Below are 25,038 nucleotides of genomic sequence, written 5' to 3' on the forward strand. Positions count from 1 at the left end.
CTCAGGGCCCCCACGAGCGAGGCGGAGATGGCGAGCGCGACCCTCCTCGTGTGCTTCTTGTTGACGCAAGCTGTCATACGTCTTTCTCCTTCCATAAGGAACAGATAATCGCCAGTTATCCTTCCTATTGATAAAACCGCAGGTAAAAGGCTATAAAACTGAATGAAAAAACGAGCGAATAATCATGTGTATGGGTATCGATTGAGACGTTCTGTGTGGCAGCTTTCGGCAAAATGCCGCGTGGGGGATACCGGGGAAAGCTCCTGAAGGCCGAATTCTGGGCATTGTGCTCCGCCTGTGCACGTGCGTCTATATTCGACGGCAAGATGAGGCTCGGCTATTTCGCTCGTGCGGCTTGGCTCTTGGCCGGCTTTTGCGCCAATGTCGGCCGTCTGACTGCCAGCCTCAAAAATGCCCGCTAAAAGAACAGAATATCCTTGGTTGTTCGGCTCCTTTGGCGCGGCAACGGTGCTATTATAGTCGGGAGAGGTCTGTCCTCCTGACAGCAGGCCTGCCGAACCTGCGTGGTGTGGGGTTCGACAAGCCTTTCGTTTCTTGCAAGCTGTCGTGCAGAAGGCTGTCATTTGGTAGAGCCCCTTCCCGGGTGATGATCGGGAAGGGGCTCTGTCATATGCAAGTTCGGGAGTTCTATGTCTATTCATGCCCACGCAAGTGCCGTCGTTTCTCGACGCGCCTTCTTGGCCGGAGCCGCCCTTCTCTCGCTTGCGGGATGCAGCGCGGAGCGCTTTGCGGAGCAGCACGTTGGCGAAAAGGGCGCGGCATTTGCTGCTGCGGATGGCTGTATTCTCAATGGTTATTCATGGAACGAGCTTGCAGATATATCCCAGCAGATTGCAGGCGCTCCAGACGATGAAGCGGCACGCATGATTGCATCCGAAGCGGGCCTGCTTTCAGACGACGGGCTTATCGATGTCTCTCAACAGAAGTATCTGGAGCTTTCCGATGGGACGCCGAGCGCCGTTCGCTTGATTGGGATGCGTTCCGACATCCTGGCTGGAGGCGGCATATCAGGCCTTACCTTCCAGTTTTCCTATGCTCTCGCCGAGCGTGGCGTTACAGAGGATTCATTGCTCGACGGGGGATGGGCGGATTGCTCGCTGAGAACGTGGCTTAACGGTGCCGCACTCGAATTGCTTCCCGATGATTTGGCTTCGGTGCTGCGGGCCGTGGAAAAACAGACCGTTTGCGAGCTTGGAAAAAAGCCGAGAAAGACAACGGACGTCCTTTGGCTTCTGAGCGAATCGGAGCTTGCCGGGTCTGAGTATCTGCTTGCCCATTATGCCGATGCGGAGGGCATGCAGGGGGAGGGTTCGCCCTATCAGCTCTTTTCTCAGGCATCCGCTTCTCAACCACTGGCTGATGCCGCCTTTAAACGCATGGACGGCCCGACGGGTTCCTGGATTTGCTGGTGGGAGCGCACGCTTGCTGCAGACGGCTCGACCTACGTTTATCGGTCGTATGGGGGCTCGCACTCTGAGGACATTGCCTATAGTCCGAATTTTGCGCTAGGTGTCGCACCGGGGTTTTGTCTCTAATGGGGAGGGGACTCGTGAAGGACGGGAGCTGGCGCGCCGAGGCGCTCTGCAATTCACTGTATGCGGCGGGGTCTGCTTTGACGTATTTCGTCGCTGCTGCCATTTTGGTATCAGCGCTGATACTTATTGCCGGTGCGTCTATAAGTGCTGCAGTTGTGCCTGTCGCGGCGATATGCGCGGCTGCGGGGACGTTCTTGACGACGCCTCGCGATAGCCGCGTGCATGCTGCGGCAGGTGTGGCTATCGCTGCCGTGGTGGTTGGCTGCTCCATGCTGATTGCTGCGTCTGTAATCGATGCCAGCTATGACGGGAATTCATATCAAAAGGCAGCGATAGGAGCGCTTGCCCATGGTTGGAATCCGGTATACGAGAGCATAAAGACCTGGTGGGCTAGAACCGATTTCGACTTGTCCCCTGTGACCCATGCGCTTTGGGTCGATCACTATCCAAAGGCAAGCTGGCTATTCGGGGCATCTCTGTATGCGGTGACGGGCACCATCGAGAGTGCAAAGGCGATCAACTTTATCATGGCAGCGGCGATGATGTTTGTGCTGTTTAGCTGGTTGCGCACCCGTTCTCTGGGCACTGGGGCGGCGGCCCTTGTTGTTGTTCTTGCCGCGGTTAATCCCATTGTCCTTCCACAGTTGCTGACGAATTACGTTGATGGGCTATTGGCGTGCGTGCTGTTCCTCATCATCACGCTGCTCCTGTCGAGGGCGGACGACGGCTATCCCCGCGGCAAGTCTCGATCAAGCGACGTGCTCCTGGCTGCCGCCATCCTCATCTGTGTGAACATCAAGTTTACCGGCTTTGTGTACGCTGGTTTTTTCTGCGGCTCGTTTTATGTGCTGGAGGCAATCCGCTCCTGGAAGTCAAAAGAACCCGGCGCCCTTGCACACGTTCTTCGCCGTACCGGGTACTATGCTTTGGTCGTATTTGTTGCGGCGGTTATCGCGGGCTCAAATTCCTACGTGCGCAACCTCATCGATCACGGCAGTCCGTTCTATCCGCTCATTAGCTCGCAGACGGTCGACATTGTGAGCGGGAACGAGCCCGACAGCTTTGAAGATATGAATCCATTCGAACAGTTCGCGCGCTCGCTGTTCTCGAAGACGGAGAATAAGAGAAAAGAGCCCGTGGACCTCAAGCTGCCGTTCACGTTCTCGGTCGATGAGCTGTCGGTTTCTGATATCGATACGCGCCGCGCTGGTTTCGGGGCCTTCTTTAGCGGCATAGTCATTGTATCTGGTGCTGTTTGTATCGGCGGACTTGTGGTCCTGTGGTGGGACGATCGAAGGTGGGTTTCGGTCGCGGCGGCGCTCTTGGTGCCCATGGTCGCTCTTATCGGATTGACCGATGGGTGCTGGTGGGCGCGATATACGCCCTATCTCTGGATCATTCCCACCTCGGCGCTCGTTTTGCTCCTGGGGCGGCGGGACGAGGGGCGGAGGCGTCCCTTCCGAATGGTCCTGGCGACAACCCTCGCCCTTATCGTCGCGGTTGACGTAGCGACCTTTATTCCGTCTGTGACGGGAGCAATAGGCGCGTCATCGCAGGTGGACAAGTTCATTGATGAGGTTAAGGCGCTTGACGGTACGGTCGATATCGTGTTGGGTGATCCTGCTCGAGGGGGCTGGCTGTACAACATAAAGGACGCAGGGGTTCAGTATCGGCTCGTGGCATCTATCGATGAAGGCGATGCCAAGACGCTTGATCTTCCCATTGCTGGAATAACCGCCTCTTGACATCGCCCTAACGAGCAATTCGCGCCTACCTGTTTCGTAGCAGGAATTGTTGTTACCGAATCGTCAGAACGCCATTGGTGATGCTATTCATGAATATGGTTGCGATTTCTGCGCGGCTCGTTGTGTTCTGCGGTGCGAGCATGCGGGACCCGTCGGACAGCTCTATGCCGTTGATGACCCCTTGATCCACGGCCCACGACATGGCGTCCACTGCCCACGAACTGGTTAGTTGATGGTCGGGCAGGTTAAGGAATGCGGTGAGGTCGATGGGGCTCGTGGAATCGCGGGCAATGTTGGCGACGATGACGGCAAGCTGCTCTCTCGTCAGCAGGTCATCCACGCCAAAGAGCCCCGAGCCATCGCGGTAGCCGCTCATGATGTGGTTTTCCACGCACCAGTTGACGGCGCGAGCATAGTGGTCATTTTGATCGACGTCCTGCTGCGGGGCCGTTTCCTGCGGGTCGGCGTTATCTGCAAGCAGGTTGTACAGGACGCAGGCGACATCTTGGCGAAGGATTGCGTCGTCGGGGCCAAACCGTCCAGAGCCGTCCTGATACCCCCGCATGATCCCGTTCGAATACACAAAGCTTACCGCGCTGTAGAACCAGTCGCCTTGTTGCACGTCGTCAAACGGCACGGGCTCGATATCCGGGCCTGCGGCTACGTGGTCGGCGATATAGGCGACGGCGGCGTCGGCGTCCAGGGCGCCGTGGCTGCCGGTCGTCGCGGCGCGCTCGGCGTCAACGGGGTCGCTCATGTCATAGGAGATGGCGGTCGCCGTCTCGTAGAGCGCCTCGCAGACGTCATCCACCGTGGCGGCGGGCCGCTCGGCAAACATGAGGGCGATGGTCCCCGACACGATGGGTGCCGCCAGCGAGGTGCCGCTGCGATATACATACGGGGAGCTGTTGCTGCTCGAGCCTCTCCAGGCCGCCCAGATGTCCTCGCCGTAGGTGCTGATGTCCTTATATTGGTTGTAATCCGAGTAGTTAAGGCTGCTGCCGTCGGTCGCGAGCGCGGTCACGGCGATGCAGTCCTCGAAGTCGCTGGGATAGTTGGCGTAGGTGCAAGCGCTCACGCCGCTCGGGTGGCCGTTGCCGCCGGCGCACACCGTGGCGATGTCGTAGCGGTCGCGTGCGGTGGAGATGAGCCCCTCGAGCACCTCGTCGCGCATGCCGTCGACGCCGATCTCCGATCCTGCCGGCACCTCCGAGGAGTCATGGGCACCAAGGCTCATGTTGATCACATGCAGGTTCTCCACCAGATCGCCGTCGATGTACTCAAAGATCTTCTGGTACGCGCGCACGAGGTCGTCGGTGTAGCATCCGCCGCCTTTGTCGTCGAACACCTTGATGGGCAGCACCTTGGCGTCATACGAGGCGCCCGCAAGCCCGACTCCGTTGTTGGCCACGCCGGCGATGACGCTCGTGACCGCGGTGCCATGTCCCTGCGAGTCTTCGACGGCAGAGCCCGCCAGCATGCGCGAGCCGTCGGCGTCGTAGGCAAGGTCGGCCAAGACGTTGGAGGCCACGTCGGGGTGGTCAAGGTCGCAGCCGGAGTCCACCACGGCCACGGTCACCGCGCCCTGGGCCTTGACCTGGTCCCAGGCGTCCACAAGGCCGGTGTCATACAGCCAGTACTGGTTGCCCACATCGGTGCTGGGGCTGTCCTGTGCGGCGAAGGGGTCGTTTGTGGGAGGGTCGCTCACGGCGAGCGCGTCGATGCCGGACGCGCTGGATGCATCGGACGCATCGTCGGCCTCGGCATCCCCCCCGACGGCGCCGATGAGGTCGTAGCGGAAGTTGTACTGCACGCTTGCCACGCCGTCGACCGCCTGCGCGGCGGCAAGCGCCTCGGCGTCGGTCTGGCCGTCTGCCGGTTCTGCCTGGAGCAACATGTCGTTGGCGGTGTCGAGCGTGTCGGTCACCTCGACCCCGGCGTCTGCGAGGTCGCTCACCACGGGAGCGTCCGCGAGCGTCGAGATGCCTCCGCGGGCCTCGCGCGAGCGGACGTCCTGGCCCGTCGCGTCTTCGAGGGTGATGATGATGCCGTCGGTGGCGTCAGGGGAGGGGGTGTAGGCGGGGCTGGAAGACGCGGGCGTCGCCGCCACGGCGATGGGGGTCGCCACCAGGCCGCACACGAGCGCCGCGGATGCGACGGCCGGTCCGAGCGCGTGTCGTAAGCGTTTCATAGGGCCTCCTAGCATGGGGAAACCGGCGCCCCGGTGCGCCGCGCGGGTTTCGGCGGCCGGATCCTGCGGTGGGGGAGCGCCTGTCGGTGGGTCCATTGTAGCGCGCGGCGCCTCAAGCCTGCCGCCGCCGGGCATGTCGCTGCACTTTTCTTGCATCCAGCCTTCGGGCGTCCCGTCCGGGCGCGCGTTCTGGATACAATAGGAGGATACGACCAGACCGCTTGCGCGTCGTCCGTCCGGACGGGCCGGCAAGGCGAAAGGATACGCATGGCATACGACAAGAAAACCTGGCGGTGCGGGAAGTTCAACCTCACCTTCGACCGCCCGCGCATCATGGGTGTGCTCAATGTTACGCCGGACTCCTTCAGCGACGGCGGAGAGAACTTCGATCACGACGTCGCCATCAAGCGCGGCTTGGAGATGCTCGACGCCGGCGCCGACATCATTGACGTGGGCGGGGAGTCCACGCGTCCGGGCTTTACCCCGGTGAGCGCCGACGAGGAGGCCAAGCGCGTCCTTCCCGTCGTCCGCGCGCTCGCGTCGCACGGGGCCATCGTGTCCATCGATACCCGCCACGTCGAAGTCGCCAAGGCGGCGGTTCGCGTCGGCGCGTCCATCGTGAACGACGTCACCGGCTTCACTGATCCCAAGATGGTCGAGTTCATCACCTCAAGCCAGTGCGGCGTGATCATCGCCCATGCGGGGGAGGTCGCAGAGCCTGCGCGCGCCCATACGCCGGTGCAGCTGGACACGTCGGCGGCGGCCTTTGTCGCCGAGAAGGCGCGCGCCGCGGCGGCAGCCGCAGAGGAGCAGCAGAAGAGCGCGTCCAAGGCCCAAAAGGGCGGACGCGGCAAGCTGCTCGGCGGGACGCGCCTGGGCGGCGGAGTCATCCAGCCGCCGCTTCCGTTTGGCGACGTGCCCAACGGGTCCGCGGCGAACGCCCAGACCGATCCCAAGAAGCAGGCCGAGGAAGAGAAGAAGCGCAAGCTCGACGCCATCGCGGCGGCAACGGTGGCAAAGACCGCCGAGGCCAAGCGCGCCGCCGCCCAGCAAGACGACAAGGACGCCAAGAAGGATGACGGCAAGGATGCCGAGGCGCCTGCGCCCGAGGACCGCCTCGCCGCCATCATGCGCCGCTCGGCCCGCCGCGAGGAGGCTTACGTGAGCACCTCCCAGCGCCGCCGCTTCACGCTGCCCGACTCCGCGCCCGTCATGCGTCGCGTCATGGGCTTCCTCTCCGATCAGGCCCGTGCGCTCATCCACGCCGGCGTGTCACGCGACCGCATCTGCATCGATCCGGGCGCCGGGTTTGGCAAGAGCACCAACGAGGACATCATCATCCAGCGCGAGACGGCGAAGATGGCCTCGCTCGGCTATCCGCTGCTGTGCGCCGTGTCGCGCAAGCGCTTTATCGGCACCGTCGCCGGCGTGCCCGAGGCGGCCGATCGCGACGCCGCGACCTTCGGCGTGTGCCTCGGCGCCATCCAGGCGGGCGCGAACATCGTGCGCGTGCACGACGTTGCCGGATTCGCCCAGTTCCTGAACGGTTTCTGGGCCGTCGCGCGCCCCCAGCCCCGCCGCGCCTTCGTGGCGCTCGGCTCCAACCTGGGCAAGCGCATGGACAACATCCGTGCGGCGCGCGACCTCATTGCCGAGATTCCGCTCACCTGCGTGTCGAGCTGCTCGCGCATCTACGAGACCGAGCCCGCCTACGAGACGCGCCAGGACTCCTTCGCCAACGCTGTCATCGAGGTGCGCACCGAGCTCTCTCCGCTCGTGCTGCTCGACGAGCTCATGAAGGTCGAGAACAAGCTGGGGCGCAACCGCACGGCGTCTGCCCGCGAGAACGGCCCCCGCACCATCGACTGCGACCTCATCTGGATGGATGGCGAGGTCCACGGTGGCAACAAGCTGCGCCTTCCGCACCCAAAGCTGGGCGAGCGCGACTTCGTGCTCGTGCCGCTCGAGGACCTCATGCATGACCCGGCGCGGTTCTTCCGCTATGAGGGCGTCAAGGTTCTTGAGCCCGAGGAGCGCGTGGGTCACGTCACCGGCGAGCTCGGCGCGCTGTAGAGCGCGGGAGTTCGACGCCGAGGGGCGTGATGGTTCCAACGCCATAGAACGCGATAATTCGAAGTAGAAGGGGCGCTCGGCCTGAGGTGCGAGCGCCTCTTTTGGGTTGCGAGCGCCCTATTTAAAATGCGAGCGCCTTATCAGAAATGCGTACTCAATTCGGCCATTCTAAAGAGATTGAAGCGCTTTAATTGGCCAAAATCCTCACTAACTTCAATTGAGCACACGTAATTCCGCCAACGCGCACGCAACCTCACCTCTTGCACACGCGGCGATAGATCTCGCAGATGCCTTTGAGGGTGAGCTGGTTGTCCACCACGTCGAACGCGTCGGTCGATCCCGCCACGACGCCGGCCAAGCCTCCGGTGGCAATAACGCGGGCGTCCGACCGCCCCAGCTCGGCTTTGATGCGCGTCACCATCCCTTCGGCCATGGCGGCTGCTCCCACCACAGCTCCACTTTGAACGGCTTCGACGGTGGTCGAGCCAATCGTGTGCTGCGGCGCCTCAAGCGTCACGCTGGCAAGCTTGGCGGCGCGCGCGGTGAGGGCATCCATAGAGATGCGCAGCCCCGGGGCGATAGCTCCGCCAATGTAGTAGCCGTCGGGATCCACGACGTCGATGTTCGTAGCAGTGCCAAAGTCTACGACGATCGCCGGCGCGCCATAGAAAGTCTCAGCTGCCACGGCGTTCGCAATGCGGTCCGCGCCGACCTCTGCAGGGTTGGGAGCGTGCACCTTGGTCACGTCCATGGTGTCCATGCCCACCACGACAACCTCGGCCGAGAGGCGCCGCGCCACTGTGCGCCAGGCGCGCGAGAGCTGGGGCACCACGCCGGCAAAGGCGATGGCGTCCACGCAGTCCAGGTGCATGTCGTACATGCGGAAGTAGCCAAGCAGACGAACATGCAGCTCATCGGCCGTAAACGAGCGGTCGGTGGGCATGCGCCAGGCGCGTACAAGCTCGTCGTTGTCAAAAAGCCCCAGAGCCGTCTGGGTGTTGCCCATGTCGATGGCAAGAAGCATGGCGTGGCCTCCCGGGTCGTATGCACGGGCCAAGGCCCCGCGGTTCGTCGTGTTTTGCAGCAATATGGGCCGCATTTCTGCGCTCATTGTATACTTACTGCGTTCAAGATGGACCAATTGGCATGTGGAGTGCGCATGAACAAGAAGGCGAAGCGCCGCCTCGCAGTGGTTGGCGGCATCGTGGTCATTGCCATGCTGGTGATCGTGGCCATTGCGGGCGCTGGAGGATCGGCGACCTCGCTCACGGTGGGCGACGTTCTCACCGGGCAATATGAAAGCAAAAAAGTGCAGGTCTCGGGCTCGGTAGTGGCCGATTCCATTACGAGCAAGGGTTCGGAGGCGGTCTTCGAGATCACGCCCGAAGAGAGCGACGGCTCCGAGACCCTGCAGGTGTCCTACGACGGTGCGCTTCCGGCAACGTTTGGCGCGGGCGTTGTGGCCATTTGCACGGGCACGGTCGAGAACGGGGAGCTTGCCTGCTCGGAGCTCGTGACCAAGTGCCCGTCCAAGTACGAGAGCGCCGAGGGTTCGCTTACGGTGAAAGGCCTGCTCGACCAGGCCGATTCGCTCGTGGGCGATGAGGTCTCGCTGTGCGGCTATGTGTCCGGCCAGGTGAACGCCGTCGACGCCGACTACCGCTTCATGCTCGAGTCCCAGGGCGAGACGGTCGCCGTTCGTTGGGACGGCGGCATGGACGAGGCCGTGACAGACGGCACGGCCGTGGTGCTCAAGGGTGCGCTGGGCGAGGACGGCGTGTTTGTGGCGTCCGAGCAACCCGCCATCGACGAGGCCGTAACGAACGAGTAGCTGCCGCCTGCGCGGCACGGCGCCGGGGTGTTTGCATCCCGGCGCTTGCATGTGCGCTCGCGGCGGGGCTCGCGGGTCCACGCCGGGCGATGTCGGTGCGCCGAACACGATGCCGCCGGCAGACGCGCCCGCAGGCGCGCATGCACATATATATAAGAGGGGGAGCGAACCGTATGATATCCACGTTGGGAAACGTGCTGCAGGTGTTGGCGATGGTGGTGGCGCTCGCGGGCGCCGTCTGCCTCATGGCAGGCGTCAAAGGCCGCCGCGAAGGGCTGGTCAACGCCGGATACCTGCTGGTGTTTGGCAACACGGTGGCGCTCACCGTGTGCGTCGCCATCATCCTGCTGTGCTTCTTGACCCAGAACTTCAGCCTGGCCTATGTCGCCTCGAACTTCCCTCAGACCGACAGCCCCCTTTTGCCGCTCTACCAGGTGGCGGGCGTATGGGCCGGCCGTCAAGGGTCGCTCCTGTTCTGGACCTGGCTCATCTCGCTGTTCTCGGGCGTCGTCGCATGGCGTCGCATGCGGGTGACCGACGACCTCTCGTCTGCCGCCCTTGCCGTCGCCGAGGTCATCGTGGCCCTCTTCTGCGCGACGCTCGTATTCTCGGAGTCGAACAACCCCTTCATAGCGACCGCGGCCCAGTATCTCAACGATGACGGCACGCTGGTCTCCACGGCAGGCGGTATGAATCCGCTCCTGCTCCATTGGGCTATGGTGCTACATCCGCCTGCGACCTTCATTGGCTATGCGGGCTGCACCATTCCGTTCGCGTATGCCATGGCTGCGCTCATCACCGGCGACACGAGCGCGCGCTGGGTGGAGCTTTGCGACCGCATCGCGGTGTTCGCGTTCATCTTCCTCACCATCGGTATGGCGCTGGGCGCCGTTTGGGCCTACGTGGTGTTGGGCTGGGGCGGCTTCTGGGCCTGGGACGCTGTCGAGAATGCAAGCCTGTTCTCGTGGCTCACGGCCGTCGCCATGATTCACAGCTTCACGATGTATCGCAAGCGCGGATGCTTCAAGCGCTGGAGTATGTTCGCCGCCGCCATCACCTTCATCTTCGTGGTGCTGGGCACCTTCATCACCCGCTCCGGTCTGGTGCAGTCGGTTCATGCCTTTGCCGAGGACCCGGTGTCCACCTACTTCTTCCTGGCGATCATGGTGCTCGCGGCGCTGTCGTTCCTCATCCTTATGCTCTATCGCCACGGCACGATGGACGACGCCGAGGAAGTCGAGTCCCTCGCGTCGAAGGGCGGCACGTATTACCTCACTGATCTGGTCTGTATCGTAGGAGCGGTGCTCGTGGCCTATCTCACAGTGTCGAGCTCGCTGCCCTCGTGGATGCCGCTTGGCGGCCAGGTGGTCTCAGCCGGCGTGTATAACGCGGTGGCTCGTCCGGCAACGGCGCTCTTCGGACTGCTCATGGCGGTGTGCCCCATGCTGGGATGGCGACGTACGGACGGTGCCGCCTTCGCGCGCAACATGCGCGTCCCGGCCATCCTGGGCGCGGTGCTGTTCGTCGTGCTCATGGTCTACTTCGTCACGACGCTCGTCCCCGCCTACGATGCGATTGTCGCGGCTGGCGGCGACCCGGCGGCAACGCTTGCAGAGCAGGGGCCGCGCTGGTATTACTTCGCGCTCACGGTGGTGTCGTTTTTGGCGGCCGCCCTGCTGTTCGCCACGTCGGCCTATCTTCTGGGCCGAGGCGTGCGCGGCCGCATGCGTTCCAAGGGCGAGAACCCGGTGCTCGCAATCGTGAACCTTTTCCGTCATTCTCCCGCACAGGCAGGCGGCTACCTCGCCCATCTGGGCTGCGCCATCGCGCTCGTGGGTCTCGTGGGCTCGGGCATGTATGTGCAGGAGCACACGATCAACCTGTCGCCCGATGCAAGCGAGGATGGCTATGTGTACGCGTCCGACACCGTCGGGGGCTACCAGCTTATCCTCACGGGGGTCGACGATTACTTCGACGAGGCCGACAGCCGCATCATGCGCCTGCATCTCACGGTCTCGCGCGCCGTGGACGACGTCTCGGCGCTCGAGGACCAGAACAGCTTGGGTGATGTGATCGGCGAACTCGAGCCTTCCATGGAGGTCTCGGCCACGACCCAACAGCAGACCTTGCATGCAGGCGTGCTGACGTTCCCCACCGAAGACCTGTTCGTGGCGTTCCAGGGCACAAACGCCGACGGCACGTTGTCGGTGAACGTGAAGGTGAACCCGCTCATCCTGTGCAACTGGATCGGCGGCGGCATTGTCGTGGCGGGTATCGCCCTGGCATTCCTGCCGCGTCGCGCCACGCCGCTATTGGCGGCCGACGAGCGGAAACGGGGTTAGCCGTGGCTGCGGGCACGGGACAGGGCTCGCTTGCGGTCGACGCGCGCGGGCTTGTGAAGCAGTTTGGGCCGCGGCGCGCGCTCGACGGGGTCGACCTTTCCATACCGTCCGGCGCGTTTCTCTCTATCTTCGGACCAAACGGCGCCGGCAAGACGACGCTGCTGCGAATCCTCGCGCTGCTTTCGCGACCCACGCGAGGCTCGCTATCGCTTCTGGGAACCGACGCCCTCGACGAGCCCGATGCGCTGCGTTCTCGAATCGGTCTCATCTCGCACCGCTCCATGCTCTATGGCGACCTTTCCGCTCAGGAGAACCTCGAGTTCTTCTCGGCGCTCTATCATGGCGAGCCCGACCGCGTCCGCATCCGCGAGCTGCTGGAGCTCGTCGAGCTCGATCATCGGCGCAACGATCCAGTCCGCACCTACTCCCGCGGGATGCAGCAGCGCCTGTCCATTGCGCGGGCGCTTGTGAACGACCCCGAGCTCGTGCTTCTGGACGAGCCGTATTCCGGTCTTGACCCGCACGCGGCCGAGCTGTTCGACGAACTCATTGGGCGTGTGCGCGAGGGGCGTACCTTCATCATGGTGAGCCACGACCTGGAAAAAGGGTTCGACCTATGCTCGCATGTGCTTATCTTGGCCCGCGGCCAGGTGGTGGTCTGCGCCGAGAAGGCTGGCATCGACCGAGCAGCGTTCCGCGAGCTCTATCTGGCGACCGTCGGCATGGGGGTGGCATAAGATGGCTGACTCTCGTAACCGGGGACAGCGCCGTTCGCGCCGTGCGTCGAGCTTCCAGCAGTACAAAGCGCTGCTGCTCAAGGATCTTCGCCAAGAGATTCGCACGCGCGAGATGCTCACCTCCATGGTGGTGTACGCCCTGCTCGTACTGACCATCTACGGAGCGGCGCTCGCGCAGGTGGGGGATAGCGTAGACGTCGTAGCGTTAGCAGGCGGCCTGCTCTGGGCACTCATCATCTTTACGAGCCTGCTCGGCCTCAACCGAAGCTTTTCGCACGAGACCGAATCGGGCTGCCTCGAGGGCATCCTGCTTGCACCAGTCGACCGCGCGGTGGTGTTTTTGGCAAAGGCGACCTCGAACCTCATCTTTTTGGCCGTGGTGGAGCTCATCACGGTGCCGCTGTTCTTTCTGTTCTTCCTCTCGGGGGCAGAGCTTGCCACCACAACGCCCATGATGCTGTTGCCGCTGGCCGTGGGTACCGTGGGCGTCGCCGGGGTGGGCACGCTGCTTTCGACGATGACCATCGACACGCGCGGACGCGACGTGCTGCTGGCCATTCTGTTCATCCCCGTGGTGTTTCCGCTGCTCTATGCCTGCGTTTCTGCTACCAGCGTCGCGTTTCTGGGGATCGAAGGAACCTTTGGCACGTTTTGGACGTCGCTTGCGCTCGCCGGAGCCTACGACGTGATTATGATTGCGGCGGCGTGGGGGCTCTACGAGTTCGTGGTCGACGCTTAGCAATCGCGCGCAGCCGGGCGTTGACCGGGTCAAATGCGTTAGTATAGGCAATGTTTCCGTGTGGTAACTCAAGAAGGGAAGGAGGGCGTTATGGCAACGGATGCTCCTGCAAGGGAGACGTATGAGCAGCTCTCCGTGGGCCGTGGCGGACGCCTCGAGCGCCTGGTTCCGATTGCGCTCGTGCTGGGCGTTGTGCTCACCGTAATCGATGTTGTCTGGACGTTTACGCTGGCTCCCCTGGTACAGGGCGCGCAGCTCTCCGAGCCGGTTGTGATCGCTGGGACGCAGGTCACGACCAAGCTGTTGCTCAGCCAGAAGATCTTCTATTTGCACGTGCCGGTTGCGGTGGCGTCGTTTGCAATCATGCTCTTCGCCGCCATCTGGGCCGTGCGGTTCCTCATGACCAAGAGCCGGCGCTTCGACCTCTATTCGAAGACGTCTATGGAGGTCACGCTGGTATTCATTGTCGCCACGATGATTTCGGGCGACCTGTGGACGCGCTTCGAGTGGGGCGTGTGGTGGACGTGGGAGCCGCGTCTTACCACGTATTTCATCCTGATGCTGCTGGTAATTGGGTACTTTATCCTGCGCAACGCGCTCGACGACCCCGAGCGCCGCGCGCGCTTTAGCGCCGTATTCTGCATCGTGGCGTTTGTCGATGCGCCGATCTCGTTCATGATCACGCGCCTCGTGCCATCGTCGATTCATCCCGTTGTGTTCCGGACCGACAGCGGCCTTCCGCCCATGATGCTCATTCCGTTTTTGCTGGGTCTTTTTGGCATGCTGCTGATCGCCTTCGCCCTGACGCGTCTTGCGCTGCGCATCAACGTCGACGCGCAGGAGGTCGAGGACCTGAAGGAACGCCTTGAGGAGCAGGACGCTTGGAAGACGCGCGCCGCTGCCGACGCCGCGTTGGAGCGTCTGCGTGCCGATGCCTCGAACCTTACCGCTGCTGCGCCTACGAGCGACGGTTCTGCGTCGTCCGTGCGTGCGGCGGCCGCATCCGATGTGGCGGGAGCAGGCGGTCCCGCTTCTGACGGCTCGGTTGACAGCCTGGCCGCCTCTACGCGAGATGCATCTGCGCACCCGAGTGACCTGCAAACGCCGTCTGGCGCTGCGGCTGCTGCATCGTCCCATTCACATGATTCTCAGGAGGCCTAACCATGGATCCTATTCTTGCCGAGGTCTACTCGACCGTGCTTCCCGCAGCTCCCTATGTGATTGGCGCATACGTGGGTATCTGGGTTGTGCTGTTTGTTTACGTGATGGTGCTGTCGCGCCGCGCCAAGCGCACGCGCGACGATATCGACGCACTGCGCGAGGCACTGCATTCCCGCGAGGACAAGCTGGGGAAGTAGTCCGTGCGGCATCTGCGATTGATGGGGTACTTAGAAGTTTGACGGAAATGTGAAGTATTCCGCTTCAGGGTAGATATGCTTGCCATTGCACGGTGTCCATCGTAATATATCTTCTTGCGCTGAGGCGCAATCAGACATTGCGGGGTGGAGCAGTCTGGTAGCTCGCCGGGCTCATAACCCGGAGGTCGTAGGTTCAAATCCTGCCCCCGCGACCAAGAACTTGCAGCTCGGAGGTCATTGGCCTCCGAGCTTTTTTCTTAGGAATATTAGAGTTGTGGCGCATTAAGAGCAGCTCCTCATGCTCGAGTTGCGTGTACGCCTCTAAAGTTGACAGAGGGTTTCGTCCAGAATCCCCTTTGGGGGTGGAAGTGGCCGAATCGCGCTCGCGATTTTCACCGGGCGCTCGTAACTTCTGTCGGGCGCACGCAACTCGAGGGAGGGGCGCGCGACTCGCATGGAGCGCCCCGAAGGCGCCGCCGGGGCCCTTATAGAGCGTCTCGCCGCGGCCCGGCTCCGTCCCTCCCGGCGCGGCGCTCCGCACGGTTCCCGGCATGCATAATATCGCGCCCGGCTTGCATAGGATTTGGGGCGGACGGGCGTCCCGGCGGGGCGCGGCGGCGTCCCGGGAGGCCGAGGTGGACAAATATTCGAGAAGTCTGTACGCGGCGGCCCGGATCGGGCTCCGGCAGAGGGTCGGTTAATGCGATTCCTGGCCCTATATCGCCCAAAAGCTTATACATGGCCCGAATCCACGGCCCTGGCTACAGACTTCTCGATAATTTGTCCACTTCACCTGGCTAGGAACGCGCCGGCGCACATGTCAATGCGGGTCGGCGCGTCTGCGTCAAAGGTGCCGACGCCTGACGCCTCAACCTTTGAAAAAAGCCTGGGCCTCGTCGCATATGAATCGTCGGGGGTCCCAAGCATTCCGATGTGCCCGCCGGGGTGCCGTGTGCGGATGGTTATGCGCGGCGGATGCGGACGGCGGTGCCGGAGGCTACGGTCATTATCATGCCCTCGAAGGTCTCGTAGCCCAGCGTGACGCCTACGACGGCGTTGGCACCCAAGCGCTCGGCCCGTTCGCCCATCTCGGAGACAACCTCCTCACGTGCGTTCTGCATCTCTTCCTCGTAGCCGGCGGATCGCCCGCCGAACACATTGCGAAGGCTTGCGCCCAGGTCACGAAACATGTTGATGCCAGAGACGGCCTCTCCGGCGACGATGCCCAGATACTCCACGATTTCATAGCCCTCGATGCTGGGGGTAGTGGTGATAATCATGTTCCGCTCCTTTCATGGGAGTGTGTTTGACAAAACATATAAGCGCGACGATCACGGTCGGGCCAAGGGCCGCGGGGCGCCCATAGGCCCCAAGCACCTGGGACGTCATACAAAACAGCTCGAAGACCAGGCCCCTTAGGCGCACGACCGAGCCTCTGCCGCAATGCCACGCAGCCCTAGAGCTTCCCCTCGGCCAAGCGTTTGAGACCTAGTGCGGCGTCATTCTCGCGCGCAATGAGGTTGAGGGTGATAAACGAGCCATCAAACAGCTTGAATGTCACGATACGGTCCGAATCTGCATAGACGGTAAGACTGCCGGCACAAAACTCGCCGACGTCGTCAGGGTTCTGGCCAAACTTGACCGTTTCGCGCTCCCAGAGCTCTACGACGTAGGTCGCTTGCCCCGCGGACTGCATGTCGTCGTCGGAGGCAAGGTCCCATGCACCCAAGAAACCGGCGAGGGCCTCCTGCACGGTCTTGGCGTCATCGGTTTCGTAGAGCACCTCGCCGCTAACGGCGTCGGTTGCGACCAGGCGCGTGACTGACGAGGAATCGATGTCGGAAAGGTCGTCGATGAGGCTGTCCGACCCGCGCTCCGAAGTGCCATCGGACTGCCCCGTGCCGCGGTTCGTTGAGTCCGATGAACCCGAGGGCGAAGCCGCGGAGCCGTTGACAGGGTTGTTGGAATCGAAGGGGTTCAAGCCAGGAAGCAGCGAGCAACCCGGCAATGCGAGCAGCGCCAGGCAGGTGGCAAACGCAGCCGCTGCTCTGTGGGTGTAAACGAAGAGGCGGGCGCGGGTGTTCATGGGCTGGTCTCCTTTCGGGATGGTGGCCCTAGCGCCCAGTATACGTGCGCTTGCATTTCAGGCGGCTTAAGACATCCTAAAGAACGGCGGGCGGCTTGTGGGAGAGCTCAGGCCGTCCCAGGCGGATCAGGCGTAAAGCCTGGCGCATGGGCACGCCGGCAGAAAGATTCGGGTATGCTGAGAAAAACGCCTTGGGAGGTCAGACCATGCCCTATATCTATCTGCTGATCGTCGTTCTCGTTATCGCTGCCGTTATTTCGCTGATCCTTTCGTTTCTGGGAATCCTGGTGGTCGGCGCGCTGCGTCTGCTGCCGCTTATCTTTGTGGCGCTGATTATCGCCGTGCTTATAGGCAAGGTGCGCATCACCATTGTTCACGGCAAAAAGCGAGATGACGATTAGGAAACCTCGATAGGGCAGCATCCGATTGGGTCGAAAGGAGGCGGCGCCATCCGTGCTGGGGGGGACGAGAGCCGGCCGGCCGCAACGCCTAGGCTTCGCCCAGTGCTGGGAAGGCGCCGCCCGCTTGGGCTCGGCACGCCCGCTCGGGCCTGGCACGCCCCAGAACAGAGCAACGGGACCCGTTGGCGGTGGCGGGCGGGCCGCTGCCACGCTCGCCAAGGCCGTTCCCGGCAAAGGCTCTATGCCGACGCGCGCGCGAGGGGTATCGTTAAATTTCCGCCGTCCGCGCGTTGGGCGGTCAACCCGTTGAAAGGAGCGACCATGGCTTATTCCCATCTTGCACAGGAGGACCCCGAAGTCGCTTCTGCCATCGCGCGGGAATTTTCCCGCGAGCGTGACACCATTGAGCTTATCGCATCGGAAAACGTCGTCTCTCCAGCCGTTCTCGAGGCGGTAGGCAGCGTGCTCACCAACAAATACGCCGAGGGCTATCCGGGTCGGCGTTACTACGGAGGCTGCGAGGCAGTGGACGTGGTCGAGGACATCGCCCGTCGCCGGGCCTGCGAGCTTTTCGGTTGCCGACATGCCAACGTGCAGCCGCACTCGGGTGCAAACGCCAACCTGGCAGCCTACACGGCGCTCGTCCAGCCAGGCGACACCATCATCGGCATGAGCCTCGACCAGGGCGGCCACCTTACTCATGGGTCTCCGGTCAATTTCTCGGGTCGTCTCTATCGTTTCCTGTCGTACGGCCTGGACCCGGCGACCGAGACCATCGACTACGAAGGCCTCGAGGAGCTGGCTCGCCGAGAACATCCCAAGCTGATCGTGGGAGGCGCCTCGGCCTATCCTCGCGTCATCGACTTCGAACGGCTTGCTGCCATCGCTCACGGCGTGGGAGCACGCCTCATGATTGACATGGCGCACATTGCGGGGTTGGTTGCCGCCGGCTCCCATCCGTCGCCGATTCCTTATGCCGACGTTGTGACCTCGACAAGTCACAAAACGCTGCGCGGCCCGCGCGGCGGCTTCATACTCGCCAACGACGACGAGCTCGCCCGTGCCATCGACAAGGCGGTCTTTCCCGGCACGCAAGGCGGTCCGCTCATGCACGTGATCGCTGGCAAGGCGGTCGCGTTTGGCGAGGCACAGCGCTCCGAGTTTAAGGAATACATCTCTCGGGTCGTTCGTAACTGCCACGCTATGGGCGAGGGCCTGGTGGAAGGTGGGCTGCGCCTGGTTTCGGGCGGAACCGACAACCATCTGTGTCTGGTCGACCTGACGGCGTCGGGCGTGACGGGCAAAGAGGCCGAGCATCTGCTGGATAGCGTGGGCCTTACGGTGAATAAGAACGCAATCCCCGGAGAGCCGTGCTCTCCCTTTGTGACCAGCGGCATTCGTGTTGGGTCGGCCGCAGGCACCACTCGAGGCTTTACCGAGCAGGAGTTCCACGAGATCGGGCGCCTGGTCGCGCGCGTCGTGTTTCACGCGGGCGATGAGGACGAGCTTCGGGCTGTGCGCTCTCGCGTGCGGGAGCTGCTCGATGCGCACCCGCTCTATCCCGAGCTCTAGGGGTCTTCGCGCGCGCGTGACTGGGCTGCGCGCAGAGCGGGCGCACGGCCCCGTCTCGATTGTGCGAAGGGCGGATACGCGCCCCGACCGTCACAAGGCGGCACGAGGCTCGGCTGTGCATGGCACACTCGCAAGCGGCCCATGCCTGGCGCACAGCCAGTCCGTACGCAGGCGCAAGGCGCGCCCCTGCCGCCCGTTAAGCGCGTTTGCCGAGCCGAAGCGCCCGCTCGGCGACGGGAGCGAGAATTAATCCGCCGCTGACATGCGCCCGCAGTCATTCGGGTATGCTGTGGGCAAACGTTCACGACAAAAGGAGCAGTCATGTTGTACGCAATCGGTAACCTGCTGGGCGGTCTGCTCGGCTTTATCGTGCTTGTTGTGGTGATTGCCATTGTGCTGGTCAACACGCTTTTCGTGGTGAAGCAGCAGCACGCCGTCATCATCGAGCGCCTGGGCAAGTTCAACCGTATCGTCGGGGCGGGCATTCATGCGAAGATCCCCGTCATCGATCGCAAGGCGGCCACGGTAAGCCTTCGCACCATGAAGAACGGCTTTGACATCGACGCCAAGACCGAGGATAACGTGACGATTGGCCTCGAGGTCTCGGCGCAGTATCACGTGAGCTACGACATGGGCTCCGGCCCGGCCGACTCGGGCGTGTACAAAAGCTACTACATGCTGCAGCAACCGGTTGCTCAGATGCGCGACTTCATTACCGACGCCCTGCGTAGTTCCATTCCGGTTTACACGCTCGATGAGGTCTTTGCTAAAAAGGACGACATCGCGCAGGACGTGAACGCCACCGTCTCCGAGCAGATGGCCGCCTACGGCTTCACCCTCGTGTCGACCCTCATCACGCGCATCGCGCTTCCCGCCGAGGTCGAGGACTCCATGAACCAGATCAACGCGGCGCAGCGCACCAAGGCCGCCGCGCAGGACCTTGCCGAAGCTGACCGCATCCGCCGCGTGACCGAGGCAAAGGCCGAGGCCGAGGCTATGGAGAAGGCGGGCGAGGGCATCGCGAACCAGCGCAAGGCCATCGCCATCGGCATCAAGGATTCGCTCGAGACCATTCAGGAGACCGGCGTGGGCAACGATGAAGCCAACCAGCTCTTCATGTTCACGCAGTGGGCGGAGATGATGACGGAGTTCGCCAAGACCGGCAAGAGCTCGACGGTGGTGCTGCCGCAGGACTTTACGCAGACCGCCTCGATGTTCGAGCAGATGGTCGCGGCGACCGAGGCACACGAGCAGGGCAACATGTCGCCCGTGCCCCATACGAAGGAATAGATCGAAGGGGTACGGCCGGGGTCGGTGCCTGCCGGAGGTGCCTACCAGAGGCGGAGCAGGCTTCGGATATTGTCCTGCCAGCCTTCCTCGTAGCGTGTGATGGTCATCGGGGATGTCGACGCGTCGATGTCGTAGTTCTGCATAAAGTAGCTGCGTGTTTCGGCCTCGGCGAGCGCCCGCGCCTCGGCGTCCTCGAGCGCCTGGGCAAGCTGGGCCTGCTCGTCGGCCGTGAACGTCATGTTGGAGCGGTAGCGGTCCGAGAACGTATCGAAGATGTACGAGCTCACGTAGTAGGCAACGTCGTCGATGTCGGGCGCCGTCGCGTCGAAGTAGGCGGTTGCGCTGATGGTCAGGGAGTCGTAGGAGTCAAAATAGGCGAGCGAATCGGTGACGTCGTACGTCGTGTTGTCGAGGACCCAGCGCGCTACCTCGTGGCTGTCGATACCCGCGGCTTCAAGGCTGGTGCCGCTATACGATTGGAACGAATCGGCGAATTCGTTGCTGAGCCGCGTGGCGAGCGTCCCGTCGGCGTCGGCCACCAGCGCGGCAAGGTCGTTTTGCGCCTGTGAGCGCACGGCCTGCTCGGCATCGTTTTCCAGCTGGTCCGCCTCGTCGTAGGTGAGTCCGTTGTCATAGCGATATTCGTCAGAAGGACCGTCCGAAGCATCGCCGGCGCTGCGGTAAGAGCCCTGTGGGCTCGAGAAGAACGCCTCGTCCACGGCGTCGAATGCGGCCGAGCAGGCGCCTTCAAGCAGGCTGATGCCGCCGCTGATCAAAAAGATAACAAGGACGGCGACCAGGCAGCCTCTGTTGCGCTTACGATCGCCGGCGTGCTGCTGGGCACGCTTGGCAGCTCGTTTTGCCTGTTTCAGCGCGTGGCCTGCGCGCTCTGCCGCGACCATTCCCGGCGTTCCGTCGGTGCCGGGCGCTTCGTAGGCGTCGGGATGCTCGATGGGAGCCTGATAGGGTTTGGTGCGGTAGTGCGCTGAGTCCGAGACGGCATGTTGACCGTTGCCCTTTGCGTTCGTCCGCGTGTCGCTGCGTGTGTTCGTTCGCGCGGCGGAAGACCGTTTGGACGGAGAGACGTCATCAAAGGTGCGCCACGATCGTTTGCGCTGGTGGTAGTTGCTGTCGGCGTTGTCCGCCGCGTCGGACGATTCGTCCTCGGCGTCGTCGAAGGTCGGCTCGCCTCCGGGCATGATGGGGTCGGGCGCGTTGAACGGGTCGATGTCGCGCGGAGTATCGGATGGCGCGTGGCGGCGTGTGCTCATGGCCTCACCTCATCGGGAAGTGCGTGGTGCGGCCTCGTGCGTGCGGAGGCGATTGGTCCGCGTCGCGGGGCCGCGTGTTCGACGGACCAGGATGCGCTCGCGCTTCCCGGCCCGCCGCGATTACAGCGTCCAGTCGTCGTCTTCATCGCCCTGCTTGGGCCCGCGGTCGACATAGAGCTTGCTGGTGCGGCGCTCAAGCAGGAAGGCCACAATGGCGGTGATGATGACGGCGGCAAAGAAGAGCACGGCGAAGCCTGCCTTCGTGCCAAATAGGAAGGTAAAAATCTCGTCCATCTTGCCAACTTGTCTTCTCGGTGCGGAATATGACGTAGTAAGTATATACTTGCGAGAGCGCTGCCATGCGGCTGCGCTCAAAGCCTTTGCAATCGAGACTCATATGCTAACCCGGAGGGGATCATGCTCGATATCAAGTTCGTCCGCGAGAATCCGGACGTCATCGACACCGCTATGGCCAATCGCCAAACCACGTGGGACCGCGAGCGGTTCTTCAGCCTGGACGATGAGCGTCGCTCCGTTATTACCGAGGTCGAGGAACTGCAGGCCACGCGCAACGCCGAATCCAAGAAGATCGGTGTCCTCATGCGCGAGGGCAAGCGCGACGAGGCCGAGGCTGCCAAGGAGGCCGTGCGCGAGGTCAACGAAAAGATCGATGGCCTGGCAGCGCGTCGTAGCTCGCTCGAGGCCGAGCTGTACGACTTCATGGCTCATCTGCCCAACCTGCCGTACGAGGCCACGCCGGTGGGCAAGGACGAGACCGAGAACCCCGAGCGCCGTCGTTGGGGTACCCCGCGCGACTTCGCAGCCGAGGGCTTCGAGGCCAAGCCGCACTGGGATCTTGGAACCGACCTGGGCATCCTTGACTTCGAGCGCGGCTCTAAGCTGTCCGGCGGCCGCTTCACGGTGCTTGCCGGCGCCGGCGCCATGCTCGATCGTGCGCTTGAGAACTACTTCCTGAACACGCATATCTCGCGTGGCTTCAAGGAGTTCGGCATGCCCGTCGTGGTGAACCGCAACATCATGTTCGGTACCGGCCAGCTGCCCAAGTTCGAGGACGACGCCTATCACGTGGGCGAGGACCAGTTCCTCATCCCCACGGCCGAGGTCGTGCTCACGAACCTGCATTCCGGCGAAGTGCTCGACGCCTCGCAGCTGCCGCTGTGGTACACCGCGGGCACCCCGTGCTTCCGCGAGGAGGCCGGTTCCGCCGGTCGCGACACGCGCGGCATCATTCGCCAGCACCAGTTCACCAAGGTCGAGATGGTAAAGTTTGCCAAGCCCGAGGAGTCCGACGCCGAGCTTGAGAGCATGACCGCCGAGGCCGAGTACATCCTGCAGCAGCTGGGGCTCCCGTACCGCGTGATCAGCCTCTGCACGGGCGACCTGGGCTTCTCTGCGCGCCAGACCTACGATATCGAAGTCTGGCTGCCGAGCTACAACGCCTACAAGGAAATCTCGTCCTGCTCGAACTGCGGCGACTTCCAGGCGCGTCGTGCCAACATCAAGTACCGCGACCCCGAGCACTTCAAGGGCACGCGTTTCGTGCACACGCTCAACGGCTCCGGCCTGCCTACGGGCCGCACTATGGCCGCCATCATGGAGAACTACCAGAACCCCGACGGCTCCATCACGGTGCCCGAGGTGCTTCGTCCGTACATGGGCGGCATGGAGCGCATCGAGGCCTGCTAGCTACTTCGCCGGAAGGGGGTAGCTGTCAGCCCGCTTCCGTATTCTCTTTCCACTTCAGCCCCTGTCGGGTACAGCCGGTGCGTGGTTCCGGCCGTGTCCGACAGGGGCTGATTTCGTTTGGGTTGCGGTCGAGGGCGAGGTCGCACTCGAGAGGCCGAGGCGCTGAGGAGCCGAAAGGGTGAGACGCCGCGTCCCGCGCGGCGCCGCTAGCGTGCCCAGCGCGAGAAGAAGGCGCGGGCGTTGTCGAAGCACAGCTTGCGGGTGAGCTGTTCCCCAAAGCGGCCGGTAAGCTGCTCCTGGAATGAGGGCATGTCGCGGGCGGCAGCGATGCAGGGCGGCGTGTCACAGCCGTCGAAGTCGCTTCCCAGGGCAACGATGTCCTCGCCATCCAAGTCGAGCCAGTGTTCAATATGGCGCGAGATGTCATCGAACGAGGGCGATCCGTTCTCGTTGAGGAAGATGTCGGCAAAGTTGAGTCCCACGACGCCGCCGCGGTCGCGAATCTCGCAGAACTGGGCGTCGGTGAGGTTGCGGGGATGCCCGCATACGGCGCGGCTGTTGGAGTGACTCGCCACGAAGGGGCGCGTCGATAGGCGCAGCACGTCATCAAAGCATCGGTCGTTGAGATGGGAGACGTCGAGCACCATATGCGCCTCTTCCATGCGCTGCAGGACTTCGCGTCCCAGGTCCGTGAGACCGGAAGCTTCGTCATCGTGCCCGTTTGCGAGCGGGCCGGGCGCGTTCCAGCTAAGCGACGCCATAAGAACGCCCGCATCCGCGAGCGAGCCCACGAGGTCTGGGTCGGCGGCAAAGAGGCGCGCGTTCTCAATCGTGCGGACGCCGAGGACATGGCCCGGCTGTGGATCGCTGGGGATGTCCGTGGCGCGCGAGGCCAGGGCAAACGCAGACGTGTGGCGCTGTGCCTGCTCCTCGAGGTTGGCGCTCACGTGGCGAAAGAACGCAACCGACTGCTGAGGCGTCAGGGCGTCGGGGATATAGCAGGCGAAGCACTGCACCCATGGGGTGTCTCCGATGCCTTCAAGCGAGATGTGGCCGCGATTGTGGCCGATGTCGCGGATATCCTCCAGATGGTTTTCGTCACCAGGGCCATAGGCGGTCGATCCCAGGGTATGCAGCAGGTCGTGCGGCAGCGATTGCCAGGCCAGGCGGTCCGCGGTGTCGCAGTGAAGGTCAAAGACGGGATAGGGCATGGTGGTCGCCTCTCATAAGCTTCGACAATAACAATGTCAGTATACCGCGGTGCAAGGACACGACTTCTATATACGAACAAAAGTTCCACGAACATATGTTCTATTACAGCGCTACACTAAAGGTAAAAGGCGAGCTCGAGGAGGAGCCATGGGCTGCAAGGTGTTGGGTGAAGTTCTGTTTAGAAGTCCGCCGGGATACGACGACATCGTGGTTGCAGGTTGTTTGCAATCCGATGGAGGGCTCAGAATCGTACAGAGGTGCCGAGGTCCATGGGCGGCATGGTGCTTTGGCATGTGGGTGTGCCGCATTGTCATGGACGTGCCTCCGACGGCGGTGGGCGTGCTGGGTCGATGGGCTGGCGTGGACGGCCCTCAGCAGCTGCTGAGGGCTCTTCGGTTGCGGTTTACGGGCTACGAGTGCCTCACTGACATCCAGGAGCTGCTGGACCGTTTGGGCGCACCGTACGAGGCGCGCGTGTGTGACGCTGCGACGGCCGGCGCGGGTGCTGCAGTACTGCCTGGCGGGATGGCTTCGGAAAGGCACGGGGCTTATGTGGGCACTATCCGCACAGGGGGCTTGATACGCGGGTGTTTATACAGAACATCGCCGCAGGTAGACGGGTTAATGCAAAACGCGGGAAATTTTTTCTAAAAAAGTGCTTGACGGACAGGGGAGTGGATGCCATTATAGTTCGTGCGTTGCGGCGTTACCTCAGCTGGATAGAGGGTCTGACTACGAATCAGAACGTCATAGGTTCGAATCCTATACGCCGCACCAGCCGAGCTTGATGGGGCACTCTTCGGAGTGCCCTTTTTAATATGAGAAAGCCATTGTCAAGAGGCATGACGTTACAGGTCCTGGATTTTCATCCGGGACCTGTAACTACTTCTAGTCGGCTTCGCCTGCATAAGATGCTCGTTAGTCGTC

General features: G+C 62.7%; 20 protein-coding genes and 2 tRNA genes. 15 read left to right on the plus strand and 7 right to left on the minus strand.

Annotated elements, in window-relative coordinates; genetic code table 11:
• Nucleotides 1-698 precede the first annotated feature (698 nt).
• A complete protein-coding gene (locus B5F33_RS09695; RefSeq protein WP_143757974.1) occupies nt 699-1,556 on the plus strand; it encodes a DUF6273 domain-containing protein in 858 nt (285 codons plus the stop codon).
• Between the two features lie 194 nt (nt 1,557-1,750).
• Nucleotides 1,751-3,301 (plus strand): hypothetical protein, encoded by a 1,551-nt coding sequence (locus B5F33_RS09700; protein WP_158095353.1) that lies wholly within the window; start codon nt 1,751-1,753, stop codon nt 3,299-3,301.
• A 52-nt stretch (nt 3,302-3,353) separates the two neighbouring features.
• Here the strand turns inward: B5F33_RS09700 and B5F33_RS09705 are convergent, their stop codons facing one another.
• Nucleotides 3,354-5,492, minus strand: coding sequence for a S8 family serine peptidase (locus B5F33_RS09705; RefSeq protein ID WP_158095354.1), 2,139 nt, complete (start codon nt 5,490-5,492; stop codon nt 3,354-3,356).
• 267 nt (nt 5,493-5,759) lie between these two features.
• On the opposite strand from B5F33_RS09705, the gene folP reads away from it, so the two are divergent.
• Complete coding sequence (gene folP, locus B5F33_RS09710) at nt 5,760-7,565, plus strand: dihydropteroate synthase (RefSeq protein WP_087411616.1); 1,806 nt, start codon at nt 5,760-5,762, stop codon at nt 7,563-7,565.
• Between the two features lie 253 nt (nt 7,566-7,818).
• Here folP and B5F33_RS09715 read toward each other — a convergent pair whose 3' ends face one another.
• The gene (locus tag B5F33_RS09715; RefSeq protein ID WP_087411617.1) at nt 7,819-8,589 is read right to left on the minus strand and encodes a type III pantothenate kinase; all 771 of its coding nucleotides are present in this window, start codon (nt 8,587-8,589) and stop codon (nt 7,819-7,821) included.
• Between the two features lie 135 nt (nt 8,590-8,724).
• On the opposite strand from B5F33_RS09715, the gene B5F33_RS09720 reads away from it, so the two are divergent.
• The 7 genes from B5F33_RS09720 (at nt 8,725) to B5F33_RS09750 (ending at nt 14,787) form a co-directional block, all read left to right on the plus strand.
• Nucleotides 8,725-9,396 (plus strand): cytochrome c maturation protein CcmE, encoded by a 672-nt coding sequence (locus B5F33_RS09720; RefSeq protein ID WP_087411618.1) that lies wholly within the window; start codon nt 8,725-8,727, stop codon nt 9,394-9,396.
• Between the two features lie 173 nt (nt 9,397-9,569).
• On the plus strand, nt 9,570-11,738 hold the full coding sequence (gene ccsA, locus B5F33_RS09725; protein ID WP_087411619.1) for a cytochrome c biogenesis protein CcsA: 2,169 nt from the start codon (nt 9,570-9,572) through the stop codon (nt 11,736-11,738).
• 2 nt (nt 11,739-11,740) lie between these two features.
• Nucleotides 11,741-12,475, plus strand: a complete 735-nt coding sequence (locus tag B5F33_RS09730; protein ID WP_087411620.1) for an ABC transporter ATP-binding protein — start codon at nt 11,741-11,743, stop codon at nt 12,473-12,475.
• A 1-nt stretch (nt 12,476) separates the two neighbouring features.
• The gene (locus B5F33_RS09735; RefSeq protein ID WP_087411621.1) at nt 12,477-13,214 is read left to right on the plus strand and encodes a heme exporter protein CcmB; all 738 of its coding nucleotides are present in this window, start codon (nt 12,477-12,479) and stop codon (nt 13,212-13,214) included.
• Nucleotides 13,215-13,304: 90 nt separating this feature from the next.
• Nucleotides 13,305-14,375 carry a cytochrome c biogenesis protein CcsA gene (gene ccsA, locus B5F33_RS09740; RefSeq protein WP_087411622.1) on the plus strand — a complete coding sequence of 357 codons (1,071 nt, stop codon included), beginning with the start codon at nt 13,305-13,307 and terminating at the stop codon, nt 14,373-14,375.
• Between the two features lie 2 nt (nt 14,376-14,377).
• A complete protein-coding gene (locus B5F33_RS09745) occupies nt 14,378-14,572 on the plus strand; it encodes a CcmD family protein (protein ID WP_087411623.1) in 195 nt (64 codons plus the stop codon).
• Nucleotides 14,573-14,710: 138 nt separating this feature from the next.
• Nucleotides 14,711-14,787 (plus strand) — tRNA-Met (locus B5F33_RS09750).
• Between the two features lie 747 nt (nt 14,788-15,534).
• Here the strand turns inward: B5F33_RS09750 and B5F33_RS09755 are convergent.
• Together B5F33_RS09755 and B5F33_RS09760 are read right to left on the minus strand one after the other, a co-directional pair.
• Nucleotides 15,535-15,852: a YbjQ family protein gene (locus tag B5F33_RS09755; RefSeq protein WP_087411624.1), complete on the minus strand. Its 318-nt coding sequence runs from the start codon at nt 15,850-15,852 to the stop codon at nt 15,535-15,537.
• A gap of 176 nt (nt 15,853-16,028) precedes the next feature.
• A complete protein-coding gene (locus B5F33_RS09760; protein WP_087411625.1) occupies nt 16,029-16,658 on the minus strand; it encodes a hypothetical protein in 630 nt (209 codons plus the stop codon).
• Nucleotides 16,659-16,864: 206 nt separating this feature from the next.
• Between B5F33_RS09760 and B5F33_RS09765 the strand changes: the two genes are divergently transcribed.
• From B5F33_RS09765 to B5F33_RS09775, 3 genes are all read left to right on the plus strand, one after another.
• Entirely contained in the window at nt 16,865-17,059 is a 195-nt protein-coding gene (locus tag B5F33_RS09765; protein WP_087411626.1) for a hypothetical protein, read from the plus strand.
• 321 nt (nt 17,060-17,380) lie between these two features.
• Nucleotides 17,381-18,631 (plus strand): serine hydroxymethyltransferase, encoded by a 1,251-nt coding sequence (gene glyA / locus B5F33_RS09770; protein ID WP_087411627.1) that lies wholly within the window; start codon nt 17,381-17,383, stop codon nt 18,629-18,631.
• 321 nt (nt 18,632-18,952) lie between these two features.
• On the plus strand, nt 18,953-19,921 hold the full coding sequence (locus tag B5F33_RS09775; RefSeq protein WP_204214501.1) for an SPFH domain-containing protein: 969 nt from the start codon (nt 18,953-18,955) through the stop codon (nt 19,919-19,921).
• A 41-nt stretch (nt 19,922-19,962) separates the two neighbouring features.
• Here B5F33_RS09775 and B5F33_RS09780 read toward each other — a convergent pair whose 3' ends face one another.
• Together B5F33_RS09780 and B5F33_RS10970 are read right to left on the minus strand one after the other, a co-directional pair.
• The gene (locus tag B5F33_RS09780; RefSeq protein ID WP_087411628.1) at nt 19,963-21,192 is read right to left on the minus strand and encodes a hypothetical protein; all 1,230 of its coding nucleotides are present in this window, start codon (nt 21,190-21,192) and stop codon (nt 19,963-19,965) included.
• 120 nt (nt 21,193-21,312) lie between these two features.
• Entirely contained in the window at nt 21,313-21,486 is a 174-nt protein-coding gene (locus B5F33_RS10970) for a DUF6724 family protein (RefSeq protein ID WP_204214503.1), read from the minus strand.
• 123 nt (nt 21,487-21,609) lie between these two features.
• Here B5F33_RS10970 and serS point away from each other — a divergent pair, with 123 nt between their 5' ends.
• Nucleotides 21,610-22,899: a serine--tRNA ligase gene (gene serS / locus B5F33_RS09785; protein ID WP_087411629.1), complete on the plus strand. Its 1,290-nt coding sequence runs from the start codon at nt 21,610-21,612 to the stop codon at nt 22,897-22,899.
• Nucleotides 22,900-23,105: 206 nt separating this feature from the next.
• Here serS and B5F33_RS09790 read toward each other — a convergent pair whose 3' ends face one another.
• Nucleotides 23,106-24,110, minus strand: coding sequence for a membrane dipeptidase (locus tag B5F33_RS09790; RefSeq protein WP_087411630.1), 1,005 nt, complete (start codon nt 24,108-24,110; stop codon nt 23,106-23,108).
• 701 nt (nt 24,111-24,811) lie between these two features.
• On the opposite strand from B5F33_RS09790, the gene B5F33_RS09800 reads away from it, so the two are divergent.
• Nucleotides 24,812-24,888, plus strand: a tRNA-Arg gene (locus tag B5F33_RS09800).
• Nucleotides 24,889-25,038: the final 150 nt, after the last annotated feature.

The sequence above is a fragment of the Collinsella sp. An2 genome (genome assembly GCF_002160065.1).
Classification (GTDB): Bacteria; Actinomycetota; Coriobacteriia; order Coriobacteriales; family Coriobacteriaceae; genus Limicola.

Bases quoted from the DNA above. Each gene is read 5' to 3' on its own strand.
- B5F33_RS09705 (WP_158095354.1), bottom strand. From the start codon at position 5,492: ATGAAACGCTTACGACACGCGCTCGGACCGGCCGTCGCATCCGCGGCG.
- folP (WP_087411616.1), top strand. From the start codon at position 5,760: ATGGCATACGACAAGAAAACCTGGCGGTGCGGGAAGTTCAACCTCACC.
- B5F33_RS09715 (WP_087411617.1), bottom strand. From the start codon at position 8,589: ATGCTTCTTGCCATCGACATGGGCAACACCCAGACGGCTCTGGGGCTT.
- B5F33_RS09720 (WP_087411618.1), top strand. From the start codon at position 8,725: ATGAACAAGAAGGCGAAGCGCCGCCTCGCAGTGGTTGGCGGCATCGTG.
- ccsA (WP_087411619.1), top strand. From the start codon at position 9,570: ATGATATCCACGTTGGGAAACGTGCTGCAGGTGTTGGCGATGGTGGTG.
- B5F33_RS09735 (WP_087411621.1), top strand. From the start codon at position 12,477: ATGGCTGACTCTCGTAACCGGGGACAGCGCCGTTCGCGCCGTGCGTCG.
- ccsA (WP_087411622.1), top strand. From the start codon at position 13,305: ATGGCAACGGATGCTCCTGCAAGGGAGACGTATGAGCAGCTCTCCGTG.
- B5F33_RS09745 (WP_087411623.1), top strand. From the start codon at position 14,378: ATGGATCCTATTCTTGCCGAGGTCTACTCGACCGTGCTTCCCGCAGCT.
- B5F33_RS09755 (WP_087411624.1), bottom strand. From the start codon at position 15,852: ATGATTATCACCACTACCCCCAGCATCGAGGGCTATGAAATCGTGGAG.
- B5F33_RS09760 (WP_087411625.1), bottom strand. From the start codon at position 16,658: ATGAACACCCGCGCCCGCCTCTTCGTTTACACCCACAGAGCAGCGGCT.
- B5F33_RS09765 (WP_087411626.1), top strand. From the start codon at position 16,865: ATGCCCTATATCTATCTGCTGATCGTCGTTCTCGTTATCGCTGCCGTT.
- glyA (WP_087411627.1), top strand. From the start codon at position 17,381: ATGGCTTATTCCCATCTTGCACAGGAGGACCCCGAAGTCGCTTCTGCC.
- B5F33_RS09775 (WP_204214501.1), top strand. From the start codon at position 18,953: ATGTTGTACGCAATCGGTAACCTGCTGGGCGGTCTGCTCGGCTTTATC.
- B5F33_RS09780 (WP_087411628.1), bottom strand. From the start codon at position 21,192: ATGAGCACACGCCGCCACGCGCCATCCGATACTCCGCGCGACATCGAC.
- B5F33_RS10970 (WP_204214503.1), bottom strand. From the start codon at position 21,486: ATGGACGAGATTTTTACCTTCCTATTTGGCACGAAGGCAGGCTTCGCC.
- serS (WP_087411629.1), top strand. From the start codon at position 21,610: ATGCTCGATATCAAGTTCGTCCGCGAGAATCCGGACGTCATCGACACC.
- B5F33_RS09790 (WP_087411630.1), bottom strand. From the start codon at position 24,110: ATGCCCTATCCCGTCTTTGACCTTCACTGCGACACCGCGGACCGCCTG.